Source organism: Methylophaga sp. (assembly GCF_009711715.1).
Taxonomy (GTDB): Bacteria; Pseudomonadota; Gammaproteobacteria; order Nitrosococcales; family Methylophagaceae; genus Methylophaga.
Map to the genome: position 1 here is coordinate 159,858 of NZ_VENF01000009.1, position 23,150 is coordinate 183,007.

Below are 23,150 nucleotides of genomic sequence, written 5' to 3' on the forward strand. Positions count from 1 at the left end.
CTTAGCGCCGAACGATTACATCATGCGCCTCTACAAGCGGCCACGGGATTCGCTATAATCGCAAGGGTTTTGACTTTAATAATGATATCGAGCTAATGACGAATAAAGCGGTGATGAAGGCGGAGACGCCGAGAACCTTTCAGGAACTGATCCTGAGACTGCAACAGTACTGGGCTGAACAGGGTTGTGTGTTGTTGCAACCCTACGATATGGAAGTCGGTGCCGGTACCTTCCATCCGGCCACTTTCCTGCGCGCTATCGGCCCTGAACCCTGGAGCGCGGCTTATGTGCAACCTTCACGCCGTCCTACTGATGGTCGCTATGGCGAAAATCCCAACCGTCTGCAGCATTACTACCAGTTTCAGGTAGTGCTGAAACCGTCACCCATCAATATTCAGGAACTCTATCTGGGCTCGCTGGAAATGCTGGGTCTCGATACCTCGGTGCATGATATCCGTTTTGTTGAAGATAACTGGGAATCACCGACACTCGGTGCCTGGGGGCTGGGCTGGGAAGTTTGGCTCAATGGTATGGAAGTCACCCAGTTCACTTACTTCCAGCAGGTGGGCGGACTGGAATGTCGACCGGTTACCGGCGAGATAACTTATGGCCTTGAACGGATCGCGATGTATCTGCAGGGGGTCAGTAGTGTTTACGATCTGGTCTGGGCTGACGGGCCGATGGGCACAGTGACCTATGGTGATGTTTTCCATCAGAACGAAGTCGAAATGTCTGCCTACAACTTCGAACAGGCCGATGTGGAAAATCTGTTCCATACCTTTGATACCTGCGAACGCGAGAGTCAACGAATGATAGAAGCCGGCCTGCCGCTGCCCGCTTACGAGCTGGTGCTGAAAGCCTCCCACACCTTTAATATGCTGGATGCGCGCAAAGCGATTTCAGTGACCGAACGACAACGTTTCATTCTGCGGGTCAGAACCCTCGCTCGTGCCGTGGCACAGGCTTATTACGATCGTCGTGAAGCACTGGGCTTCCCGATGGTACAGGCAGCGGAGGCGCAGGCATGAAGGAATTTGACGATCTGCTGATCGAACTCGGCACCGAAGAACTGCCACCCAAAGCACTGGCGAAACTGAGCCAGGCATTTCATCAGGGTGTTGAGCAGGGACTGAAAAAAGCCGAACTGAAATTTGACGATATCCGCCCTTATGCTACGCCACGCCGACTGGCGCTGGTCATCAGCAAACTGCAGACCAAGCAGCCCGACCGCGTTGTTGAACGTCGCGGTCCGGCTGTGACCGCCGCTTTTGATGAAGATGGCAACCCGACCAAAGCCTTGCTGGGCTTTGCCGGTTCCTGTGGTGTCGAAGTCGATGATCTCGACACCATGAAGACGGATAAAGGCGCCTGGCTGGTGTTCAAACAGGAGCAGGCCGGTGCCGCAGCCGCGGATTTACTGCCGGACATTATCCAACAGGCACTGAATGATTTACCGATCCCCAAGCGCATGCGCTGGGGCGATCTGCCGGGTGAATTTGTGCGTCCGGTACATTGGCTGATTGTGTTGCTCGGTGACGAGGTTGTGCCGATGGATTTGCTTGGCGTAAGTGCTGATCGTTTTACCCGTGGTCACCGCTTCCATTATCCACAACCGATTCGAATCAGTTCGCCGATGACCTATGCGCCGCAACTGGAAAGTGAAGGTCATGTGATGGTCGATTTCGAGGCGCGTAAAGAAGCGATTGAAGGTCAGGTCAAAGAACTGGCTGACAAACTGAAAGGCCGCGCCATTATTAATCCGGATCTGCTGGATGAAGTCACTGGTCTGGTGGAGTGGCCGGTCGCACTGGCGGGTAATTTCGACCTGCGCTTCCTTGAGTTGCCGCCGGAAGCCTTGATTTCGTCGATGGAAGGTCATCAGAAATACTTCGCGGTCGAAGCCAAAGATGGCAAGCTTTTGCCGCATTTTATTACGGTCAGCAATATTGCCAGCCAGGATCCGGCGCAGGTGATTGCCGGTAATGAACGGGTGATCCTGCCACGGCTCAGTGATGCGGCGTTTTTCTGGGATACAGACCGTAAGCGTCCGCTCGCCGAACATCAGGAACAGCTGAAAACCATCGTTTTCCAGAACAAGTTGGGGAGTGTTTATGACAAGTCACAACGAGTGGCTTCACTGGCAGCGGAAATCGCTGGTCAGATTGCTGGTCAGCCAAAACTTGCGGAACGCGCAGCCAAGCTCGCCAAGTGTGATCTGGTGACCGAAATGGTGGGTGAATTCCCCGAGTTGCAGGGTATTATGGGCCGTTACTATGCGCGCCTTGATGGTGAGGATAATGAAGTCGCGGAAGCGCTGGATGAACAATATCAACCGCGCTTTGCCGGCGATGCGCTGCCTGCCACCCGCACCGGTCAGGCAGTCAGCCTGGCGGAAAAACTGGATACATTGACAGGGCTGTTCGGTATTGGTCAGCCACCCTCCGGTGTGAAAGATCCCTTTGCGCTGCGTCGTGCTGCCCTGGGTGTATTGCGGATAATGATTGAAAAATCGCTGGATCTGGATCTGACTCAATTACTGCAGAAAGCCGTGGCGAACTTTGATGGCACGCTGACAGAAAAAGCAGTCAGCGATCAGGTGATGCAGTATTTCTATGACCGCCTGCGAGGTTACGCACTGGAGCAGGGCTTCAAGGCGGATGAGTTTGAAGCGGTACTGACCGTGAAACCGACCCGGCCACTCGATTTCATGCAGCGTCTCAAAGCCGTTGCTGCTTTCCGTAAACTGGAACAGGCCGAATCCCTGGCCGCGGCGAACAAGCGTATTGCTAATATTCTGCGTAAGAATGAGGCGGAAACGGCCGATCCCGTCGTCAAAGATAACCTGCTGCAGGAAACAGCAGAAAAAGCCCTGGCGGAAAAGGTCAGCGAAGCGAGACAAAAACTGGCGCCTTTGTCAGCCAAAGCCGATTACGCCGGCGTATTGAATTATCTGGCTGGTATGCGCGAGACCGTCGACAGCTTCTTTGACGATGTCATGGTTATGGCGGATGATGAAGCGGTCAGACATAACCGTCTGGCATTACTGAATCAGACCCGGGCCTTGTTCCTGGGCGTCGCTGATATATCCTGCCTGCAGGAGTGAAGTTATGTCGCTGATTATTCTGGACCGGGATGGGGTGATTAATCATGACTCGGATGATTTCATCAAAACCCCGGCTGAGTGGGAGCCTATTGAGGGCAGCCTGGAAGCGATTGCGCGACTGAACTATGCCGGTTACCGGATTGTGGTGATTACTAACCAGTCGGGCATTGCACGTGGTCTGCTGGATGTGGAAACACTGAACCGTATCCACAGTAAAATGCGGCGGATGCTGGCTCAGGTCGGTGGCAAGATCGAAGCGATTCTTTACTGTCCGCATGGGCCCGAAGATGGCTGTACCTGCCGTAAGCCACATAATGGTTCTTTTACTGACCTGGCCCACCGGCTGCGTGTTAACCTGGATAATGTGCCGGCCGTTGGCGACTCCCTGCGTGATATACAGGCGGCGATGGCTTCCAATGCCAGACCGATCCTGGTGAAAACAGGCAAGGGTGCGCGCACTTTGGCGGATGGCATTCCTGACGGTGTCGAGGTCTATGATGATCTGGCTGCGGTAGCGAGCGCCCTGCTGGAGCCGCAGCTGCAATGATCCTGTTCCGTTCGCTTGTTTTTTTCATTATTTACGCTGTCACCGCCGTGCTGTTTTCCTGCCTCGGTGTTCTTCTCTGGCCTCTGCCGTTCAAGTGGCGTTACGCTGTTATCAGTCAATGGGCCAAGACCAATATCTGGCTGCTGGCCAAAATCTGTGACCTGCATCTCGAAGTGGAGGGCAAAGAACACATTGGCGGAGAACCCGCTGTTATTATCTGTAAACATCAGTCTGCCTGGGAGACACTGGCTTTGCAGGCTGTATTCCCACCACAGGTGTGGGTGCTGAAGCGGGAGTTGTTGTGGATTCCGTTCTTTGGCTGGGGACTGGCGTCTCTGAATCCGATTGCCATTGATCGTAAAGCCGGTCGTAAGGCATTGGGTCAGGTTATTGAACAGGGGCTGGATCGCCTCTCATCCGGCGCCTGGGTGGTGGTGTTTCCGGAAGGAACACGCGTAGCACCGGGCCGAATGGGCAAGTTTGGTATCGGTGGAGCCCGACTGGCGGTCGATACCGGCTATCCGGTGATTCCGGTGGCGCATAATGCTGGCCATTACTGGCCCAAGCGCGGCTTTATGAAAAAACCGGGTACCATAAAAATGGTGATTGGTGAAAAGATTGAGACCAGCGGGGTTGATGCGGGGGCCCTTAACCAGCAGCTGTTTGAATGGATGCAGCTGCAAATGACCAGGCTGGAAGGCAAAAAGCCGCTTCAGCAAGACAAGAAAACATAGAGAGTCGACATGGTGGCTAGAGCAGAAGGCATTTTACGCTTACTGATCGTGGATAATTCCCTGACGGATGCAGAGGCGGTTATTAATACGCTGCGCAGTGCTGGCCACGCTGTTCGAGCCGCCCGTGAAGATCGCCCTGCTGAACTGGAACAGTTACTGGCCACACAAACCTGGGATCTGATGATTTGTCGTGAAGGTGTTCCCAGTCTGTCTCCGATTGACGTCGTCTCCCTGATGCATCGTCTGGGGAAGGATCTGCCCTGCATCATCGTTGTTAACGACAAGGACAGCGAAGAACAGTTTTATGATTGCGGTGCGCAGGATATCGTCGTATTTGGTGATAACCGCCGGCTGCAGTTTGCCGCGAACCGTGAACTGAAAAATCTGTATATCCGTCGTCTCGGTCGCCGTAACGAGCGGGCGCTGAGAGAGAGCGAGAAGCGCTCCCGGGCGTTGCTGGAAAGCTCTCGAGATGCGGTTGCCTACATGCATGAAGGCATGCATATCTATGTCAACCAGGCTTATCTGAACCTGTTCGGCTATGAAGAGCCGGAAGATGTCGATGGTCTGCCTATGCTGGATCTTATCAGCGCCGACGATCACCATAAATTCAAGGCGGTATTTCGCGACTTTGCCGAACAAAGCGAGTCAGCCCCGGTGACCGTTGTAGCTAATTGTGTGCGTGCCGACGGCACCAGCTTTAACGCCAAAATCGAATTCAGTCACGCCCGGGTAGAGGGCGAAGATTGTACCCAGGTCGTGATTCGGGACGATGCCAGCTTCAGCGTCGATGATTCACAGTTGAAACTGTTGCGTGATCACGATCTGCTGACCGGCCTGTATAACCGCAAACGTTTTGTCGATGAACTGGAAAAAACGGCATTTCAGGCTGCCGAAGGCAACGGAGATGCCGAGCTGCTCTATCTGGTACTGGATGATTTTCAGGCGATCAAAGAGCAGGTCGGGCTGGGCACCAGCGATGTGATTATCAAAAGCGTTGCGGATCTGCTGCGTAAGACCCTGAAGGAAGGAGAAACGCTGGGTCGTTACGGTGATCAGGTCTTTACGATCATTATCCCGAGCCATGATGACAATGTGGTGGATGGACGCGCCAATGCCTATCTTAAGGCGATTGATGATTATGTGTCCCATGCCAATGGTAAAACCATTGATCTGCATTGTAGTATTGGTATTTCACGTATCAGCGAAAACCAGGCTTCGGTAGAGTCCGTGCTGGAAAATGCTGACAAAGCCTGCACCAAGGCGCAGAGAGCCGGCGGTAATCAAATCGCCCGTCATCAGGCTCAATTAGAGTCAGAGCAGTCCGGTGCCCAGACCAGCGAGCAGTGGCAAAAACGGCTCACAAAAGCGCTGCAGGAAAATAAATTCCTGCTTCATTTCCAGCCGATTGTCAGCCTGCATGGTGATGAGCAGGAGTTCTACGAAGTCCTGCTCAGACTGGAACTGATTGAGGGCAGAATGACGCCGGCGGAGGAGTTTATTCAGCATGCCCACGGCCTGAAAATGATGGCGGATATTGATAAGTGGGTAATTCGTACCGCGATAGAAACCCTCAGCGAGCATCGTCATCAGTTTCCGCGGACCCGCTTTTTTATCAAACTTTCCGAACAGAGTCTCCATGCGGCGGAGTTTGTTGACTGGCTTGTGGCTACACTGGATGCACATAAGCTCAATGCGAATGCGGTGATTTTCGAGGTCAGTGAGACCATTGCGCTGGATAACCTGGATCAAGCCCGCGAAGTCATCGGTAAACTCAAACAGAACGGTTGTGAGTTCGGGCTGGAACACTTTGGTTCCGGTGTGGATTTTTCCAACAGCCTCAATACGCTGGATGTAGATTACGTCAAAATCAACGGTGCCTTTGTTGAAAATATGGCGCATGACAGTGAAAATCAGGCTGCTGTGAAAGCCATTATTGAGATGACCAAGCAGGCCGGAAAACGCTGTATCGCCGAATTTGTCTCCGATGCCAACAGTCTTGCGCTGCTGTGGCGGCTGGGCGTGGATTATGCACAGGGCTATTACATTCACGAGCCTTCAGAAAAACTCGATTACGATTTTGAAGATGATGATTTGTAAAAATTAGATGCTGCAATGAAAAAGCCGGGCTAAGCCCGGCTTTATTGTTTTTAGCGTATGCCGCGTAAAGCGTTGATACGCTCTTCCAGCGGGGGATGGGTCATGAACAGGGCTGACAGGCCGCCACGACCTCCTGAGATTCCAAAGGCATGTAGCTGATCGGGCAGCGGTTCATCCGCTGTGCCAGCCAGGCGCTGCAGGGCGGCTATCATCTTGGGCGCACCCACCAGACTGGCAGCGCCGGCATCTGCGCGATATTCACGCTGACGGCTGAACCACATGACGATGATGCTCGCCAGAAATGCCAATACCAGTTCAGCAATGATCGAGGTGATCCAGAACGCCGGGCCATGACCGCTTTCGGTTTTGAAAATCGTTCGGTCGACAACATGACCAATCACGCGGGACAGCACAATAACGAAGGTATTGACGACCCCCTGGATCAAGGCCATGGTGATCATATCGCCATTGGAAATATGACTGACTTCATGCGCCAGTACGGCCTCCACTTCATCTTGTGTCATCGACTGCATCAGGCCAGTGCTGACAGCGACCAGGGCCTTATTCCTATTGGCTCCGGTGGCAAAGGCATTCGGTTGAGGCGACTGATATACAGCGACCTCAGGCATACCGATATTAGCCTGTTTGGCCAGACGGCTGACTGTGCTTACCAGCCAGCGCTCGGTCTCATTTTTAGGCTGCTCAATAACCTGGGCACCGGTCAGCCGTTTGGCTGTCCATTTGGAAATCAGTAATGAAATAAATGAGCCACTGAAACCGATAACCGCCGCATAAATCAGCAGCGCGTTCATATCCAGGCCCACGCCCTGCTCATCCAGCAGGCTTTCAATGCCCAGCAAACGCATAGTCATACTCAGCACCAACAAGACGGCGAGGTTGGTACCAACAAAAAGCATAATTCGTTTCATTACTGAATCCTGTGTGAATTGACAGAGCTATATATGGGTAAAGACGATCACAATTTCAAGCTTGCTTAAGACAATTTTTCAGCAGCTTTTGCTGACAGCTTGCCAGCTGCTCGTTGCAGTCCTGTTCAGACTCGGCGGCCAGAATAAAGGTGCAGATAGGTTGACCTTTTTTGATTTGAGTACCGGCAACCGGGCGGTCATGGCATTGCTTCGGCCAGAGAGGCTCATCGACAACCAGCCAGTCCTGTTCGGCATAAAAATAACTGAGTAATCTGACTGGCGGGCGTTGAGTCTGTTGTAGCGTAGCCGACAGAGTCAGGCCACGGCAGGTATCGATGTGCCATGGCAGCCAGTCAGTCTCACCGAGTAACTCCACCGAGGCGCTGATCCGCGGATTCAATTCAAGAATAAAGATGTCGCCATTCGTGGTGAGCATATAGTCCAGGCTGTTGAATCCTTTCATGCCGCTGGCTTTGACCAGCTTGTCCAGTATCGCTGTCACTTGCGGGGCATGATCCTCAGGCCGCTTATCTGTCTGCCATAGTTTTTCCAGTATGAATGTGCCGGGCTGATTAAGCTGACGATTCCAGCCCAGGATGGCGATGTCCCGGCCATCGGCAATGAAACAGACCGAACGTGTCTCACCGCTTATCTCCTGCTGGTAAAACTCACCGTCTTGCAAAGCCTGTACATCAGCAAAAATGGCTGTGCCGCCGGCACTGTCAAGACGCTTGCGAAGCGCTTTGTCTGGTGCCGGCGTGGCCAGACTCGTCAGCGGATAAGGAAGGTTCAGACGCTCAAGCAATGTAAAGAAGCGTTCAGGCTGCCGCAACAACGCCAAGGTTTGCGGACTGTTGCAGATAATTTCAATATGGGCGGGGAGTTGTGACAGTGCGGAGTAAAACCGTTCAATACCAGTACCACAGAGCAGTAAGCAGGGTTCACCCTGGCTCAGACTGATTAAGGCCTGCAGTAATGATGTTTCAGAGAGTTCGGAAAGCGGAGGAAGTTGAATCGTTTCATCAGCGACAGCCAGCGTATCGCTGTCATTAAAACAATCAGCGACCCGAACCGGGTAACCGGCCCGGGCGGCTGACTCTGCAATAAAGCGGCCGCTTTGCGCAAAGACCAGCAGAGTGGGTCTTTGCATCAGACGCGCCAATCAGACCAGTTTCCGGGCGCCTTCGAAGGCATTACGGAAGTCGAGATAAACCGGTTTCTCACTTTCCAGTGTTTCGCGCAGAAGTGCCTGTTGCAGTTTGTATTTCACATCACCGATCGCCAGAGCGCCGATACCGACTGCATCCGGTGCATTTTTCGCCAGTTCCAGCGGAGCACCGAAGTCCATCAGCTTGATGCCTTCAATACCCAGCGGTGAAACCGCGTTGACATCGCCGGCGACTTTCAGTTTTTTGGCGTCTTCCAGCACTGAGCCATTCAGCACCTGAATACCGGCTTTGGCAGTACAGAAGACGACATCGGCATTGGCCAGAAGGCGGGCCTTGTCGGCATCAGAAGCGGCGGTAGTACCACGCAGCTCAACGCCGTAACGCCGCTTGGCCTCTTCAGCGAACTCAAGTGCTGTATCCAGCGAGAAGTGATCAACGATAGTGGTTTTGGCGCCTTGTAAAGCAGCAATAACAGCGGTGGCGATACCCACAGGTCCGGTGCCACCGAAAACCACCGCCTGTGTCCCTTCGTAGGTACGATCAAACTTGTTTTTCAATTCCCGTTCCACACAGGCAACCAGTGCTGCAGCTGTCGTGAAGGCACCACTGGGATCGGCCATAACCGAGATTTCGAATGGCGGCACCATGGCTTTTTTAGCGGCATCGAGCATATCCATCGCCACACCGATATCACGGCCACCGATGAACATGCCGGTTTTTTTCACCCCTGACGGACCACGCGAGAAAATCGCATCCTGAGTCAGATCAGCGACTTCATCGAGTTCAACGTGGGTATACGGCATCAGAACATCGTAACCGGCATCCAGCGCCATATTGATATCGAACGGGCTGTTATGCTTCATCGGGTTGATCATGTGAATGATAGAACGTTTGGACATGTGAGTTCCTTAAAGACTAATAACTGAAAGCGGTAGTTGGAGCTGATCATAGCCAGTCTTAGAGGACAGTTTCAATGATCGCTCCCTGATTGTCTGCAGCCGCGGAGATGAAGACCGGCAGGCTGGCCGATTCGGCGGCGATAAATTCATTAAGCTGTTGAATCAGCAGGTCGGCCTCTGACTGGTTGCTGACAAAGATACAACCGGTGGGCCCCCATGAACTCTGGGCAATTCCAGTATGCCCCAGTTTTTGAGCCTCTTGCAGGCAGGCGGCGACCAGTGGACTGGTATATCGGCCGCCCTGGGCACTGGCGAAGTGATCCCCAATGAGTTTCTGAATTTCAGTAAGGGCACTGCCGAAACTATTAATATCCCGTTCTGACAATGAGGGCAGCAGTTGCATCAGTGTCAAATGGCAAATGGCACGTGAATTTTCCAGAGGGAACGTCGGCAGACGGCCGAAGGCCTGCTTTTCATGCTGGCCGTGAATGCCCTGATGGTGCGGGTCCATTACCATCACCACCCGCCACGGTTCGGGGTAGGCATGATGCATCAACATCGGCGGTACCGTTTGGTCCGGTTTCAGGCCGCCGTCAATCACAAAACCACCCAGATCGAAGGTGGCAATACCGATACCGGAGCGTTTGCCGCGACCCAGATTCTTTGCCAGTTCAGTAGTGTTAATATCCAACCGGTGCAGGTGGGACAGCGCAGTACCCAGCGTTAATGCCAGTTGAGTGCCGCTGCCCAGCCCGGCGTGTTCCGGGATCAGTTCATGTACCCGGATAGAAACCGGTCTTTTATTTTCCGGAATATATTGCCCCAGCGTCTGGTAAAAACGCTGATAAATATTTTCGAGTCGACCATGGGTCTCGCTCAGTAGCCCATCACCTTCGATCTGGAGGACATCAGCAGGGCTGATACTCAGTTTGGTGTGATGACTGGCAACAGCCAGTCCGATGCTGCCGAAACGGCGACCGATGCTGGCATTGAGATCGAGAAATCCTAGGTGGAGTCTGGCTGGCGCCCGTACAGTAACAGATTGCATCACTGTCGGGCACTCAGCTTGGTTGGGCTTCACTATGCGTTATCGATTTTGCAGGCAATGTCGTAAATAGTGGTTTCATCCAGGAACAGGTCATTGGTTTCAAACAAAGAGGCAATCGCACCACGGTGGACTTTCATTTTGAAATTGCCAATGGCGATGGCACCGTAATAACGAATACCGTTTTTTTCGGTACCGTTATCCATCACTTCAATACCGGCAACACCCAGGGGGGGGACCGCGTTCACATCAGCCACGACTTCCAGCGTTGTGTTGCCTGCCAGTGCACTTTCAGGAATGACGCAGACACCGGCCGGGCCGGCCGCCAGCGCGACATGGGCATCCGCAAGCAGTTTTTTAACAGCTTCATCACTGCGGGTTTCACCCGGGATAACATCGACACCGTAATCCTGCTTCATCTGTTCGGTAGTGGCTTTGCTGCGTTCCAGGCTGCGGGATGTCATCGTGACTTTGGCAGCCCCCTCTTTCAGCAGGTACAAAGCACTGCGTTGACCAACCGGGCCGGAACCGAGGATCACGACGTTCTTACCCTTAACATCAAAATCGGTCAGGACTTTGCGAACAATGGCGGCTGCAGTTGTGTTGGAACCATTGGGATCCAGCATCACTGAAACCCTGACCGGTCCGAAGAAAGCTTTCTTGACTGCTTCACCGACGAGATCACTGGCAGGGACATTAGAGCCACCGATGAAAATCGCGCTGTGTTTGAGGTTTTTACCACCCCGGGTAAAAATCATGCCATGGACGTGCGGTGTGACATTGTCACGGGTTGCACCGCCATGAGCGATAATATTATCGACACCTGAGTCATAAGCCACGGCCTGGTCAAAAGTGCTGGCTACCGGATCCGTATCCAGGTGCAGTAACAGTTTTTTCATCTGGTTCTCTCCTGCCCGCTTGTGGCGGTCCAATCTGAATGTAAACGTCGGATTTTACCTGATGTTTGCTGGCTAAGAAACTAAACGCTTGTTTCTACATCATATCCCTGTCACAAGACACGCAGGATTTGATGTAGTATTCAGAGTTTGTCGAAAGACAAGAAGCGGAACTTACTATAAAGACGTCGAGTCACAGATGAGTCGTCAGATAACTAAAATTCAGGAGAGATATATGAAGAAAGCTGGTATGACACTGTTCGCCGCCGGGCTGGCCATGCTGCCTGCCATGGCGATGGCAAACAATGACTTTTCAACGGTGACCCGTGTTCATTACGTGATGGACTGCATGGCAGCCAATCCGGATATGAATGTTTATGAAGGCACACACAAGTGTTCATGTGTGATAGATCAAATCGCCGAAGTCTTTACCGAAAAAGAATTTGAAGATATCAGCGTGGGTTATATGTATAAAAACCTGCCTGCTGATCGCGGCGCTACCTTCCGTGATGATAAAAGCATCAAAAGCGGCCTTGATCTGTTTGAAGAAACCAATGCCAAAGCTTATGAAGAATGCCGTATTCGCTGAGTGCTGATACCCGTTCGCACAAAAAAGGCCGCATCAGCGGCCTTTTTTATTGTCTGCTGTAAAGCTATCAGATGTCTTTTTCCATACTGAACTCCTGCTCCTTGCTGTCATGAACAACGGCTTTCAGTTTGCCCGGTTCTTTGGGCGTGAAGGTGAAACGAACACTGGGATCTTCACTTAAAGAGATACCGGCTTCCACTTTAATCAGTGTTTGGTTGTTGTAGCTGATATCAATGTCATCGACATAATGGGCGGCAATATACTTGCGGTTTTTCTGATCGTATTGCAGACCACTGTAATTAGGGTGACTGACAATGACCTGAGCCTGAACCGGCTCACCGATAGTGGGCTGACGCATGCGAATCTGCATTTTCCCCATCCGCGCCAGTGCTGCTGCTGCATCTTTACCGGCCGGCGCGCTACAGCCACCGGAGGCTTTCACAAAACGTGACACCATGTGCAAGCTACCATCATTCATCTCGGCAATGGCCCGGACATAGGTATATTGATCAACACGCATACGGGTAGAGATATCAACGGTACCTAATTCAGGCGACAGTACAAAATTGGCTGAGTAGGGCATCGGGTTTTCATCAATGATGACATGAATATTTTTGATGTATTTGTCAGCGGATTGGGGCGTCAGAGATTTTATGCTGATGGGCACAATGGCTGCGTCCTCAGCACGTTTTGGGGCTTCAAGCACCAGCAAGTCATCGGCATTGTCACGAATTTCCCTGTCACCGAAGTAGGCAGTTTTCAGTGAAGGCCAGGTGGGCTCTTTGTCGGTTGCGGCATGGCTGGCCGGTATTGCCACAGCGAACAATGACAGGCTCATCCAGAAAATAGGTATAAATCGATTAAACATCTCTCTCTCCTGCAGTTTCAACATTATTGTTGTTATTAATCCAGTCTATGATTTTGAAAAGGGGCTGTCACTAAAGTTCCCCTCATCTATATGATAGTAAGTTACTGATTTACCGGTTTGTTTTTGATTGGAATTTTAAGTTAATCGCAGTCCATCAAACGTGTTTTCAATTATTCCCATTCCAGTTCAACAAATGCCGCCGTCACATTGCGCCGGTGATATTGCTCAAACAACAGCCAGTCGTCTTTCATTTTGAGTCCCACTGTGCTGGTGGCTTCATCAATGGTGCCAAAATCATAAATGATCTGACGAATCTGCTCGCGCAGGGTCTTCAGATAGCTGAGTTGCTCATCCAGTCCTTGCTGCCACTGATCTTTCCCTGCCGGGCCATGCCCCGGCACGACATAGTTTATGTTCTCAGATTTTAAATCTTCCAGGTTGCTGATCCAGCCATTAATACTGCCATCCAAAGCCGGGATACGATCAATAAACAACAGGTCGCCGGTCCAAAGCGTCTGACTCTGCTTATCATAAACAGTCAGATCATGATCTGTGTGGGCGGTGGTATAAGCGGTTAAAACCAGTTCACGCTGACCCAGATCCAGCGTTACAGGTTTACCGACGCTGACAGTCTGTGAAGGGCGGATAAACTCAGCACCCTCAAATGCATCGCCCAGCGTTTCAGAAAAAGCCCGGATAAAGAAATCTTCCCTGGATGCGATGGCAGCAGGGAGCTTTTCATGGCCGATATAAACGGGTTCTTCCTGTTTGAAAGCAGCATTGCCCAGCATGTGATCAGGATGGACATGGGTATTGATCACGTAACAGACCGGTTTATCGGTTTGCTTGCGCAGGGCCTCATATAACAGTTCACCTTCTATAAAGCTGCCTCCGCTGTCGATAATGGCAACACATCGTTCACCGACTATAAAGCCGACATTAGCAATGGCACCGAGATTGTCTTCAGTAGCGTCTTCATGCACGCCCTGATGATAAAACACCCCGTCAGTCACCTCTTCAACGGTGTAGCTGTTCGTTGCAGCACAGGCACTCTGCATCAGCATGCCCAGCAGCATAGTGGCAATACTAAGGAAATGAAGTCTGAACATACGCTAACTCTATATATATAGTACGAGGCTGGTACAATAACCCACCTTTCCTAAGACTATCCAGTTGAGAGTTTGTTACATGACCATTCGTACGCGTTTTGCACCCAGCCCAACCGGTTATCTGCATGTCGGCGGCGCCCGCACGGCTTTGTTTTCCTGGCTCTATGCCCGCAAGCACGGTGGCCAGTTTATTCTGCGAATTGAGGATACCGATCTGGAACGTTCAACGGCAGAGTCAGTGAATGCCATTCTGGAAGGCATGACATGGCTGGGGCTGACTTATGATGAAGGCCCGTTCTATCAGACCAAACGCTTTGATCGCTATAAAGAAATCATTGAGCAATTAATGCAGCAGGGTGATGCCTATTATTGTTATTGCTCTAAAGAAGAACTGGAAGAAATGCGCGAAACACAGCGTGCTAACAAAGAAAAGCCGCGTTACGACGGGCGCTGCCGCCATCGCACTGAACCCGAGCCGGGAATTCAGCCGGTGATACGTTTCAAGAATCCGACCGAAGGCAGCGTCGTGGTCAAGGATGTGATTCGGGGCCATGTCGAATTCAGTAACAAGGAACTGGATGATCTGATTATCGCCCGTCCAGATGGCACGCCTACCTATAATCTGACGGTCGTCGTCGATGATATGGATATGAAGCTGACCCATGTCATCCGGGGTGACGATCATCTCAACAATTCTCCACGCCAGATTAATCTTTACCATGCCCTAGGTGTCGAGCCACCGGTTTTTGCTCATGTGCCGATGATTCTGGGTGACGATGGCGCCAGGTTGTCGAAACGTCACGGTGCGGTCAGCGTGATGAGTTACCGCGATCAGGGCTATTTGCCGGAAGCCTTACTTAATTATCTGGTGCGTCTGGGCTGGTCCCACGGTGATCAGGAGGTTTTCTCGATCGATGAGATGACGCAGCTGTTCGACATCAAAGATGTTAACAAAGCAGCCTCCAGTTTCAATCCGGAAAAGCTGCTTTGGCTTAATCAGCAGTACATCAAGAATAGCAGGCCTGAACATGTAGCCAGTCATCTGAGCTGGCATATGGGACAGCTGGGCATCGACCCGGCAGACGGACCATCGCTCACAGAAGTGGTTAAAACCCAGCAGGAACGGGCGAAAACACTGGTGGAAATGGCACAGAACAGTACTTTTTTCTATCGTGAAGTAACCGAGTACGATGAAAAGGCGGCTAAGAAAAACCTTAATGAAGCCAGCCTGCCTTTACTGGAAGATATGCTGACACGACTGGAAAATGTGTCTGAGTGGCTGGCTGAACCGGTGCATGCCGAGGTTAAAGCCTGTGCCGAGGCGAATGCAGTGGGTATGGGGAAGGTGGCACAGCCAATCAGAGTGGCGATGACGGGTAACACGGTGTCTCCACCCCTTGATGTTACCCTGGCATTACTGGGTCGTGAGCGCACTTTAAGCGGAATCTCAAAAGCGATTAACTGGATCAAAGATCATGCCTGAAAACACATATGGTCCAATTTTTTTAGTTTATTCAGTGGTTTAGCGTATCGGGAAAAACTTCCCGAAAAAAATATGGAAAATATCACAAAAAAGTTCAGGAAGATGCTTGACTAACGTTTTCAGCAAGACTATGGTTTGCTCTACGCATGAAGTTAGGCTTAACCACACTTCGTGGCGTAACACTAATAAAAAGCAATGTAGAGGAAAACTTTATGAAGCTGAAAACATTATCTCTGGCAATGATGTCACTTGCAGTCGCAGGCGCGGCGCAAGCTGACGAATTGCTGCAAATGCAACAAAACGAAAACAACTGGGTTATGCCAGCTGGTAACTATGCTAACCAGCGTTATTCAGAACTGACACAAATCAATAAAGACAATGTCAAAAACCTGAAAATGGCCTGGTCTTTCTCCACTGGTGTTCTGCGTGGTCACGAAGGTAACGCGTTGGTTATCGACGGCACCATGTATGTTCACACCCCGTTTCCGAACATCGTTTACGCGCTGGATCTGAACAACGACGGTGCGATTAAGTGGAAATACGAGCCTAAGCAAAACTACGACGAAACTGTGCCAGTCATGTGCTGTGACACCGTTAACCGTGGTCTGTCTTACGCTGACGGCAAAATCTTCCTGAACCAGGCTGATACCACGCTGGTTGCCCTGAATGCTGCTGACGGCAGCGTTGTCTGGTCTGACAAACGTGACGATCCAAAACGTGGTGCGACCAGCACAGCTGCTGCTCACGTGTTTGATGACACTATCATTGTCGGTATTTCAGGTGGTGAGTTCGGTGTACGTGGTTACGTTCAGGCTTATGACCTGGAAGGTAACACCAAGTACAAAGCGTACAGCACCGGTCCAGACGAAGAAATGCTGGTTGATCCGGAAAAAACCACTTCCATGCTGAAACCGGTTGGCAAAGATTCTTCTTTGAAAACCTGGCAGGGCGACCAATGGAAAATCGGTGGTGGTACAACCTGGGGCTGGTACTCTTACGATCCTGACCTGAACATGTTCTACTACGGTAACGGTAACCCATCTACCTGGAACCCGGTACAACGTCCTGGCGACAACAAGTGGACTATGTCTCTGTGGGGTCGTGATCTCGACACCGGTATGGCGAAATGGGTTTACCAGATGACCCCATACGATGAGTGGGATTATGACGGTGTGAACGAAGTCATCCTGGCTGAACAAAAAGTCAAAGGCAAAATGCACAAGACTGCGGTTCACTTCGACCGTAATGGCTTTGCCTACACCATGGACCGTACTAATGGCGAGTTACTGGTGGCTGAAAAATACGACCCGGCAGTTAACTGGTCACGTGGTGTGAACCTGGAAACCGGTCGCCATGATCGCGTTGCCAAGTACTCGACTGCACGTAACGGTGAAGACGTTAACACCACTGGTATCTGTCCTGCGGCTTTGGGTACAAAAGACCAACAGCCAGCGGCTTACTCACCACGTACCGGCCTGTACTATGTACCGACCAACCACGTGTGCATGGACTACGAGCCATTCGAAGTTGAGTATGTTGCCGGTCAGCCCTACGTTGGTGCGACCTTAAGCATGTACCCGCCTGAAGGCGATTCCCACCTGGGTAACTTCATTGCCTGGGATGCGCGTGAAGGTAAAATCGTCTGGTCAAACCCGGAACGCTTCTCAGTCTGGTCAGGTGCCCTGGCAACTGCCACTGATGTTGTGTTCTACGGTACGCTGGAAGGTTACCTGAAAGCAGTTGATGCCCAAACCGGTCGTGAACTGTGGAGATTCAAAACGCCATCAGGCGTCATCGGTAACGTCAACACCTACAAACATGGTGGTAAGCAGTACATCTCCATCCTGTCTGGTGTAGGTGGTTGGGCTGGTATCGGTATGGCTATCCCAAGCCTGGAAAACGACACAGATGGTCTGGGCGCAGTCGGTGCATATCGTGCACTGTCCAGCTGGACTAACCTGGGTGGTGTTCTGAGCGTATTCAGCCTGTAAGACCAAGACCCAATTCGATTAAGCAATTAATCGAACCAGTCTGATAAAAGGCCCGGCATCGCAAGATGTCGGGTCTTTTTTTATGCCTCAATGAATCGCTTGGATAATATATTCATTCCATAAAAGCGCAAAAATTTACGATTAGAGAGTCAGAGGCGAGTCGGGACTTTTTCCCATCAGTATTTATGAAACAAATGTGATAGGTTTACAGTCTGACGTTTTTTATAAGCAAATAAAAGGAAGAGAGAATGACGCATTTCCAGCGCTGGACGATTCTATTATCCGGGTTGTTACTGGGCTCGGTGACAGCCCAGGCAGAAGATTTGAAACCTTTGCCGGGCCAGGAGGCTGTCAGAGTCTGTGCTGATGGTTATAACCTGCCTTATTCCAACAAAGAAAAAGAAGGTTTTGATAACAAGATTGCTGAACTACTGGGTGAAGAGCTGGGTATTCCGGTCGAATATTACTGGTTCCCTCAGCGTATTGGTTTCTCACGTAATACGATTAAGAAGACCGATCCTGAAACCGGTCGTTTTATGTGCGACCTGGCGATGAGTGTGCCCGAGCATACCGACTTTATTAAGCCTACCAAGCCCTACTGGAGTTCAATTGAAGCGATGGTCTATCGCTCAGGTGAGGGTTATGAGCTGAAAACAATGGAAGATGTTGCCCGTGTCAGTAAAGAAGGTAAGCCCCTGCGTATCGGTCTTTTTGATCGCGGAGTGGCAACCAAAAAACTCATTGATCTGGGTCTGGGTAACCAGATTGAGTATTACCAGATGATGCCGGGCGATGCCCGTGTTAACGCCGGCCGTATCGTTGAAGATGCCCTGGCAAATGGTGAGATTGATGTTGCTTTCCTGTGGGGACCGATTGCCGGTTACTATGCCAGCGTATCGGATGTGCCGATGACCGTGCAGCCACTGAATGAATTGGGTGAAGCCATGATCTTCAGTTTCAGCATGGGAACACGCTACCAGGATAAGAAGTGGAATGAATTGCTAAACAAATTCATCGATAAACGTCGTGATGACATCAACGCTATCATTGCGGAATACAATTTTCCTTCACTGGAAAATGTGAATCCCTATCCCAAGAAAAAACCACGCAAAGACGACGATGACGATTAAGTCATGTTCAGAGTCGGGGCTACTCAACGGTAGCCCCGATAATCCCTTTGAGATTGGCATTTATTTTTTCAGCGAATTGTTTTTGAGCCGGATCGGATACCGCCTCCAGCATTAGTTTTGTGCCGACAATGACTCTGTCATCCTCGGTTTGCCGAACAGAAATATTGCAGGGCATATCATTAATCAGCAAAGGATTGATTTCCATCATTTCCTTGGCATAAGCAATATTGCAGAAGCTGGTGATTGTGGACAGGGGAAAATCCTTATCCCCGCGATCCCGGACTGCCTGCCCGATATGACTACGATGTATAATACGGTAGTTATATTCCGATATGGCAATATCGAGATTGAGAATCGTATCCTCAAAGCTGTACGGGCTTTCCCGCTCGTAAAGCCGGTTTTCTGTTTGTGGCTGACAACCAATTATGAAAAATAGAGTCACAATCAGCAGCAGGGACGAAAATTGTTTCTGATATCGGTATAACATAAGGCTTTGTGTAAACTGGGAAGTGACCTAAGCATAACATCATCATAGACGAGAGAAAGAGGTAACAGATTGTGAAGAAAATCGTCATTACCCTGTTTAGTGGCTGGATGCTGGCAGCGATCGCTGCCGTGTCAGCGGCACCGGGTTTTTCAGAAGTGAATAATGTCCTGTTCGACTCAGCTCACCTGGACAATATTGAACAGCCGGGTGTGCTGACTTACGAATATTCGAAAGAGAGTGTCATTGATGATTCTCGTGAAGACACTATCAAAGTCGCTGTTTCTAATATCCGCAACACAGGCCGTCGTGATCTGGCATTTGAGTTTTTTACCGGCAAATATAAACGCCCTTATGAAGCGATGGAAAACCAGCGCGGTAACGGTGTCTTTGTGTTGTTCCTGGAATACGACATCCACGAAATGAACCGTCTGACCGGTGGTGAATGGCGCTATTTCCAACGTAAAATCCGCTGGGCCTTTGCTGAGGGTGCCGAGAAAAAAGAAGTCGACATCAATTACAACGGTAAAACCGTGAAAGGCACACAATACATTGTGCAGCCGTATGTCGATGATCCTAAAAATCAGCGTTATAAACTCTACGCAGGTAAATACTATATCTTTACCTTATCGGAAGCGATACCGGGGGAAATTTACCAAATCCGCACCGTTGTACCTGATGGTGAAAGCTGGTCAGAAGGCGAGCCGACGTTGGTCGAGGAGTCGATTACTTTTGCCGGTTTTAACGAAGGCGCCTGATGCGCGGTTTCTCCGGTAAGAGGCAATAACGGGCCACAGTGCCCGTTTTTTGTCTATGAAGCTGCCGCGACGATTACACAGTATTCAGGGTTCTCTGCTGCTGCATGAGCTTAGCTTTGTTTTCCTGATTCTGATTACCACCAGTGTTGCTATTGTCTGGGCCTTCGCCTGGCAAAAAAGCTCGGAAGAATCTTTGCGTCTGACAGCGATGAACAGCCACGTTCAGTCGATTCGAGGTGAGCTGTACCGTCAGCTCAAGGAAGTATTCGATGCCGCCTTTCTCGATGATCAGCACGCGCGAGACGAATATAATTTCTATTCGCGCCGTATCAATGACGGTCTCGCTGATTTGCGTTTGTTATCTGAGCCAGGCAATGAAACCGAAGCGATAATCCAGGTCGAAACGGCATATAACGAATACCGGGTACAGACAAGGGAATTGTTGCGTTCAGTCAGCCTGAGTGAAGAGCAAAAAAATTTGCTGGATTATCAGTTGGAGCAACATACCTTTGCCGAGTTGGAACATGCTTTCAGTGGTTTCGACAGCTTATTGAAGGAAAAACAGACAGCACTGGCAGAAGCCCGCCAACGCTGGATGTCCCAGTTGCTCCTGCTGGTCCCGCTTCCCGTTCTGCTTGCACTGAGTTTATTGCTGTTGTCGCGACGCTTTGTCAGAAACAACCTGGTCAGGCCGCTAGCCGCGGTCATGCATGGGGCCCGCCTGATTAGCAAAGGTAATCTGCATCACCAGATTGAAAGTCGGGGTGTGGATGATCTTGTCAGGCTGGCCGATGCCATCAACAGCATGGCGGAGGAATTGGCCAGCAACCGCGATAAACTGGTTGAGGCCAGGAAACAGGCTGCCATGGGCGAACTGGTGCCGCTGGTTGCTCATAACATCCGCAATCCCTTGTCAGGCATCAGAGCGGCTGCCCAAGTCACCCTGGAGGAACAGCCGGCGCCTGATGTACAGGATGTGCTTAAAGATATTATTATCGCCGTAGACAGGCTGGAACGCTGGGTTACCTCCTTGCTGACCTACCTGCATCCCAATAAGCCTCATTTCACCAGCGAATCACTGCAACAAGTGGCAGACAATGCGATTTCTCTGATTCAGCTGCAGCTCGCTGACAAAAGAATGCGTATAGACAAAGCCGGCTGGCAGGAAAAAGCCTTTGAGATCGCGATTGATACTAACCTGATGGAACAAACTGTCTTCAATCTGGCGCAAAATGCCATTGAGGCTTCACCATCTGGCTCAGTAATAAAATTTGTTTACCGTGAAGATGAGGAGCAGGTTGAATTAAACATCCATGACGAGGGCAACGGCATGCGTTATGACCCGGTTGCCGAGCAGGTTACTGATGGTGAAGCCAAGCGACTGGGATGTGGACTGGGGATACCGTTTGCGCTGAAAGTGATTAAACAGCATGATGGCGAGTTAATCTACGACAGCGCACCGGGCAGGCCGACCCGAGTCACTATCCGTCTGCCTAAAAAGCGGTTTGAGCCACAGGAATAGCGGATGCTGAATGTATTGCTGATAGAAGATGAAACGCTGTTTGCCAAGTCTGTATTACGCAGGCTTGAGCGTGAAGGTCACCGGGCAACAATCCAGGACAGCATTGCGGGTGGCCGTGATGCGCTGATGAACGACCTGCCTGATATTCTGCTGCTGGATGTCAGACTGCCTGACGGTAATGGCCTCGACCTGTTACGTGAAATCCGCAGTCGTGACAGCAGTAAGGACTTGCCAGTGGTGGTGGTTACTGCCTATGGCGAACTGGAAGATGCGGTGGCCGCTATGAAACTGGGGGCCACCGACTACCTGAAAAAACCGGTTGATCTGGATGAACTGATACTGACTTTATCCAAAGTGATGCAACAACAGCAACTCAGCCAGAAACTAGATTATTCTCAGGTACGTGAAACGCACGGTATTGAGCCGGTGCGAATGATTGGCCGTAGTCGGGTCATGCAGCGTCTGCGTCATCAACTGGAACATATTGCCGGCCTGGTCGACAGGAGCCAGCAGGAACATCCTGTGATTTTGATTAGTGGCGAAACCGGCACAGGTAAAGATGTACTGGCAAGGCTCTATCATGACCTGGGTAGCTGGCGTGATCGCCCGTATGTGCATGTAGACTGTGCGGCCTTACCCTCAGAACTGATTGAAGCTGAATTATTTGGCTTTGAACGCGGGGCCTTTACCAATGCGCATCAGGCCAAACCAGGCCTGATAGAAGTCGCCGAAGACGGCACGCTGTTTCTGGATGAGGTGGGCGAATTACCCTTGGCATTGCAGGCTAAGTTGCTCAATGTACTGGAAAGACGGCAGGTACGTCGGCTTGGTTCAACCCGCGAGCATAGCGTAAATGCGCATGTGGTCGCGGCGACTAACCGTGACTTGAACAAAATGGTGGCAGAAGGCCGTTTCCGTTCCGATCTCTACTTCCGGTTGAATGTGCTGGGCCTCGCATTACCTCCTCTGCGTGACAGAAAGGAAGATATCAGTCTGCTGGCAGAACACTTTGTCCAGGCCGTGTCACGCCGATATGGTTTACAGCCACCGGTGTTTTCTGATGCTGCCAGTGTGCTGATGGAGAATTATCACTGGCCGGGCAATGTGCGCGAACTACAGCATGTGGTTGAACGTGCGGTGATGTTGTCACAGGAGGGTCAGATACTGCCCGAGCAGCTTATGCTGCAAAGCCAGCCAATGCAGCCGGCCTCAGCGCAGGGAGAGGAACTGGGTCAGCTTGGCAGCATGACGCTTGAGCAGGTCGAGAAACTGTTGCTGGAAAAAGCGCTGCAACGTAGTGGCGGCAATGTATCACGTGCAGCCCGAGAACTTGGCCTCACACGTATGGCAATGCGCTATCGAATGGAGAAATACCAGCTTTAGGTGCGGTCCGGCCTATTTGACCACTTTCAGGCTGGGCCGGCCGCCTTTGCTGCCTGGCTCAGGTGCATCCGGATCCGGTCTCGGCGGTGGTGTTTCCTCTTCGGGAAAAAACATGCCTTCGTTGTTTTCCTTGCCGTAAATCGCCTGAACAGCAGGAATCGGGATAAACACATCCATGGCCTTGCCGGCAAAACGGGCCGAGAAGCTTATCCATTCATTATCAATCAACAAATCGCGAATGGCATCAGGTGCAATATTCAACACGATTCGACCATCTTTGACAAAGTCTTGCGGGACTTGCACCCCGTCGTGGTGAGTGTTGACCAGTACATAGGGTGTGCACTGGTTATCCAGCAACCACTCATGAATCGCACGAATGAGATAAGGTTTTTGTGAGGTCATACTCATTGA

At 51.1% G+C, this 23,150-nt stretch carries 21 protein-coding genes; 12 read left to right on the forward strand and 9 right to left on the reverse strand.

The window, feature by feature from the left end; translation table 11 throughout:
• The first annotated feature begins 95 nt into the window (after positions 1 to 95).
• Genes glyQ through FH755_RS07060 form a run of 5 tightly spaced genes read left to right on the forward strand, consistent with a single transcriptional unit; the run spans position 96 to position 6,484 of the window.
• Positions 96 to 1,028, forward strand: a complete 933-nt coding sequence (gene glyQ, locus FH755_RS07040) for a glycine--tRNA ligase subunit alpha (RefSeq protein WP_292439977.1) — start codon at positions 96 to 98, stop codon at positions 1,026 to 1,028.
• Positions 1,025 to 3,103: a glycine--tRNA ligase subunit beta gene (gene glyS, locus FH755_RS07045; RefSeq protein ID WP_292439979.1), complete on the forward strand. Its 2,079-nt coding sequence runs from the start codon at positions 1,025 to 1,027 to the stop codon at positions 3,101 to 3,103. Before glyQ ends, glyS begins: the two co-directional genes overlap by 4 nt.
• Positions 3,104 to 3,107: 4 nt before the next feature.
• Positions 3,108 to 3,650, forward strand: a complete 543-nt coding sequence (gmhB, locus tag FH755_RS07050; RefSeq protein WP_292439981.1) for a D-glycero-beta-D-manno-heptose 1,7-bisphosphate 7-phosphatase — start codon at positions 3,108 to 3,110, stop codon at positions 3,648 to 3,650.
• Positions 3,647 to 4,384: a lysophospholipid acyltransferase family protein gene (locus tag FH755_RS07055; protein ID WP_292439983.1), complete on the forward strand. Its 738-nt coding sequence runs from the start codon at positions 3,647 to 3,649 to the stop codon at positions 4,382 to 4,384. Before gmhB ends, FH755_RS07055 begins: the two co-directional genes overlap by 4 nt.
• 9 nt (positions 4,385 to 4,393) lie before the next feature.
• Positions 4,394 to 6,484, forward strand: coding sequence for an EAL domain-containing protein (locus tag FH755_RS07060; RefSeq protein WP_292439985.1), 2,091 nt, complete (start codon positions 4,394 to 4,396; stop codon positions 6,482 to 6,484).
• 50 nt (positions 6,485 to 6,534) lie between these two features.
• Here FH755_RS07060 and htpX read toward each other — a convergent pair whose 3' ends face one another.
• From htpX to FH755_RS07085, 5 genes are read right to left on the reverse strand one after another with little or no spacing between them, the layout of a single operon-like run.
• A complete protein-coding gene (gene htpX / locus FH755_RS07065; protein WP_292439987.1) occupies positions 6,535 to 7,413 on the reverse strand; it encodes a protease HtpX in 879 nt (292 codons plus the stop codon).
• Positions 7,414 to 7,468: 55 nt separating this feature from the next.
• Positions 7,469 to 8,563: an ATP-grasp domain-containing protein gene (locus FH755_RS07070; protein WP_292439989.1), complete on the reverse strand. Its 1,095-nt coding sequence runs from the start codon at positions 8,561 to 8,563 to the stop codon at positions 7,469 to 7,471.
• 12 nt (positions 8,564 to 8,575) lie between these two features.
• A complete protein-coding gene (locus FH755_RS07075; protein ID WP_292439991.1) occupies positions 8,576 to 9,481 on the reverse strand; it encodes an NAD(P)-dependent methylenetetrahydromethanopterin dehydrogenase in 906 nt (301 codons plus the stop codon).
• Positions 9,482 to 9,539: 58 nt separating this feature from the next.
• A complete protein-coding gene (locus tag FH755_RS07080) occupies positions 9,540 to 10,529 on the reverse strand; it encodes a beta-ribofuranosylaminobenzene 5'-phosphate synthase family protein (RefSeq protein WP_292439993.1) in 990 nt (329 codons plus the stop codon).
• A gap of 32 nt (positions 10,530 to 10,561) precedes the next feature.
• Positions 10,562 to 11,425: an NAD(P)-dependent methylenetetrahydromethanopterin dehydrogenase gene (locus tag FH755_RS07085; protein ID WP_292439995.1), complete on the reverse strand. Its 864-nt coding sequence runs from the start codon at positions 11,423 to 11,425 to the stop codon at positions 10,562 to 10,564.
• A 232-nt stretch (positions 11,426 to 11,657) separates the two neighbouring features.
• Here FH755_RS07085 and FH755_RS07090 point away from each other — a divergent pair, with 232 nt between their 5' ends.
• On the forward strand, positions 11,658 to 12,011 hold the full coding sequence (locus tag FH755_RS07090; RefSeq protein ID WP_292439997.1) for a hypothetical protein: 354 nt from the start codon (positions 11,658 to 11,660) through the stop codon (positions 12,009 to 12,011).
• Positions 12,012 to 12,078: 67 nt separating this feature from the next.
• On the opposite strand, the gene FH755_RS07095 is transcribed toward FH755_RS07090, so the two are convergent.
• A complete protein-coding gene (locus FH755_RS07095; protein WP_292439999.1) occupies positions 12,079 to 12,879 on the reverse strand; it encodes a quinoprotein dehydrogenase-associated SoxYZ-like carrier in 801 nt (266 codons plus the stop codon).
• 170 nt (positions 12,880 to 13,049) lie between these two features.
• Complete coding sequence (locus FH755_RS07100; RefSeq protein WP_292440001.1) at positions 13,050 to 13,988, reverse strand: quinoprotein relay system zinc metallohydrolase 2; 939 nt, start codon at positions 13,986 to 13,988, stop codon at positions 13,050 to 13,052.
• 79 nt (positions 13,989 to 14,067) lie between these two features.
• Between FH755_RS07100 and gltX the strand changes: the two genes are divergently transcribed.
• The 3 genes from gltX (at position 14,068) to FH755_RS07115 (ending at position 18,592) form a co-directional block, all read left to right on the forward strand.
• Positions 14,068 to 15,471 (forward strand): glutamate--tRNA ligase, encoded by a 1,404-nt coding sequence (gene gltX, locus FH755_RS07105; RefSeq protein ID WP_292440003.1) that lies wholly within the window; start codon positions 14,068 to 14,070, stop codon positions 15,469 to 15,471.
• 212 nt (positions 15,472 to 15,683) lie between these two features.
• Entirely contained in the window at positions 15,684 to 17,462 is a 1,779-nt protein-coding gene (locus tag FH755_RS07110; RefSeq protein WP_292440005.1) for a methanol/ethanol family PQQ-dependent dehydrogenase, read from the forward strand.
• Positions 17,463 to 17,710: 248 nt separating this feature from the next.
• Positions 17,711 to 18,592: a quinoprotein dehydrogenase-associated putative ABC transporter substrate-binding protein gene (locus FH755_RS07115; RefSeq protein ID WP_292440007.1), complete on the forward strand. Its 882-nt coding sequence runs from the start codon at positions 17,711 to 17,713 to the stop codon at positions 18,590 to 18,592.
• A gap of 19 nt (positions 18,593 to 18,611) precedes the next feature.
• Here FH755_RS07115 and FH755_RS07120 read toward each other — a convergent pair whose 3' ends face one another.
• Positions 18,612 to 19,034 carry a DUF302 domain-containing protein gene (locus tag FH755_RS07120; RefSeq protein ID WP_292440009.1) on the reverse strand — a complete coding sequence of 141 codons (423 nt, stop codon included), beginning with the start codon at positions 19,032 to 19,034 and terminating at the stop codon, positions 18,612 to 18,614.
• Between the two features lie 116 nt (positions 19,035 to 19,150).
• On the opposite strand from FH755_RS07120, the gene FH755_RS07125 reads away from it, so the two are divergent.
• From FH755_RS07125 to FH755_RS07135, 3 genes are read left to right on the forward strand one after another with little or no spacing between them, the layout of a single operon-like run.
• Positions 19,151 to 19,834 carry a hypothetical protein gene (locus FH755_RS07125; RefSeq protein WP_292440011.1) on the forward strand — a complete coding sequence of 228 codons (684 nt, stop codon included), beginning with the start codon at positions 19,151 to 19,153 and terminating at the stop codon, positions 19,832 to 19,834.
• A gap of 55 nt (positions 19,835 to 19,889) precedes the next feature.
• Complete coding sequence (locus FH755_RS07130) at positions 19,890 to 21,356, forward strand: HAMP domain-containing sensor histidine kinase (protein WP_292440013.1); 1,467 nt, start codon at positions 19,890 to 19,892, stop codon at positions 21,354 to 21,356.
• Positions 21,357 to 21,359: 3 nt separating this feature from the next.
• A complete protein-coding gene (locus FH755_RS07135) occupies positions 21,360 to 22,739 on the forward strand; it encodes a sigma-54 dependent transcriptional regulator (RefSeq protein ID WP_292440015.1) in 1,380 nt (459 codons plus the stop codon).
• Positions 22,740 to 22,751: 12 nt separating this feature from the next.
• Here FH755_RS07135 and FH755_RS07140 read toward each other — a convergent pair whose 3' ends face one another.
• A complete protein-coding gene (locus FH755_RS07140) occupies positions 22,752 to 23,147 on the reverse strand; it encodes a ClpXP protease specificity-enhancing factor (protein ID WP_292440017.1) in 396 nt (131 codons plus the stop codon).
• Positions 23,148 to 23,150: the final 3 nt, after the last annotated feature.

What these genes read in the sequence shown, in the direction of transcription:
- gmhB (WP_292439981.1), top strand. Translation starts at nt 3,108, where the DNA reads ATGTCGCTGATTATTCTGGACCGGGATGGGGTGATTAATCATGACTCG.
- FH755_RS07140 (WP_292440017.1), bottom strand. Translation starts at nt 23,147, where the DNA reads ATGAGTATGACCTCACAAAAACCTTATCTCATTCGTGCGATTCATGAG.
- FH755_RS07110 (WP_292440005.1), top strand. Translation starts at nt 15,684, where the DNA reads ATGAAGCTGAAAACATTATCTCTGGCAATGATGTCACTTGCAGTCGCA.
- gltX (WP_292440003.1), top strand. Translation starts at nt 14,068, where the DNA reads ATGACCATTCGTACGCGTTTTGCACCCAGCCCAACCGGTTATCTGCAT.
- FH755_RS07090 (WP_292439997.1), top strand. Translation starts at nt 11,658, where the DNA reads ATGAAGAAAGCTGGTATGACACTGTTCGCCGCCGGGCTGGCCATGCTG.
- FH755_RS07070 (WP_292439989.1), bottom strand. Translation starts at nt 8,563, where the DNA reads ATGCAAAGACCCACTCTGCTGGTCTTTGCGCAAAGCGGCCGCTTTATT.
- glyS (WP_292439979.1), top strand. Translation starts at nt 1,025, where the DNA reads ATGAAGGAATTTGACGATCTGCTGATCGAACTCGGCACCGAAGAACTG.
- htpX (WP_292439987.1), bottom strand. Translation starts at nt 7,413, where the DNA reads ATGAAACGAATTATGCTTTTTGTTGGTACCAACCTCGCCGTCTTGTTG.
- FH755_RS07135 (WP_292440015.1), top strand. Translation starts at nt 21,360, where the DNA reads ATGCTGAATGTATTGCTGATAGAAGATGAAACGCTGTTTGCCAAGTCT.
- FH755_RS07130 (WP_292440013.1), top strand. Translation starts at nt 19,890, where the DNA reads ATGAAGCTGCCGCGACGATTACACAGTATTCAGGGTTCTCTGCTGCTG.
- glyQ (WP_292439977.1), top strand. Translation starts at nt 96, where the DNA reads ATGACGAATAAAGCGGTGATGAAGGCGGAGACGCCGAGAACCTTTCAG.
- FH755_RS07100 (WP_292440001.1), bottom strand. Translation starts at nt 13,988, where the DNA reads ATGTTCAGACTTCATTTCCTTAGTATTGCCACTATGCTGCTGGGCATG.
- FH755_RS07055 (WP_292439983.1), top strand. Translation starts at nt 3,647, where the DNA reads ATGATCCTGTTCCGTTCGCTTGTTTTTTTCATTATTTACGCTGTCACC.
- FH755_RS07075 (WP_292439991.1), bottom strand. Translation starts at nt 9,481, where the DNA reads ATGTCCAAACGTTCTATCATTCACATGATCAACCCGATGAAGCATAAC.
- FH755_RS07095 (WP_292439999.1), bottom strand. Translation starts at nt 12,879, where the DNA reads ATGTTTAATCGATTTATACCTATTTTCTGGATGAGCCTGTCATTGTTC.
- FH755_RS07115 (WP_292440007.1), top strand. Translation starts at nt 17,711, where the DNA reads ATGACGCATTTCCAGCGCTGGACGATTCTATTATCCGGGTTGTTACTG.
- FH755_RS07085 (WP_292439995.1), bottom strand. Translation starts at nt 11,425, where the DNA reads ATGAAAAAACTGTTACTGCACCTGGATACGGATCCGGTAGCCAGCACT.
- FH755_RS07060 (WP_292439985.1), top strand. Translation starts at nt 4,394, where the DNA reads ATGGTGGCTAGAGCAGAAGGCATTTTACGCTTACTGATCGTGGATAAT.
- FH755_RS07080 (WP_292439993.1), bottom strand. Translation starts at nt 10,529, where the DNA reads ATGCAATCTGTTACTGTACGGGCGCCAGCCAGACTCCACCTAGGATTT.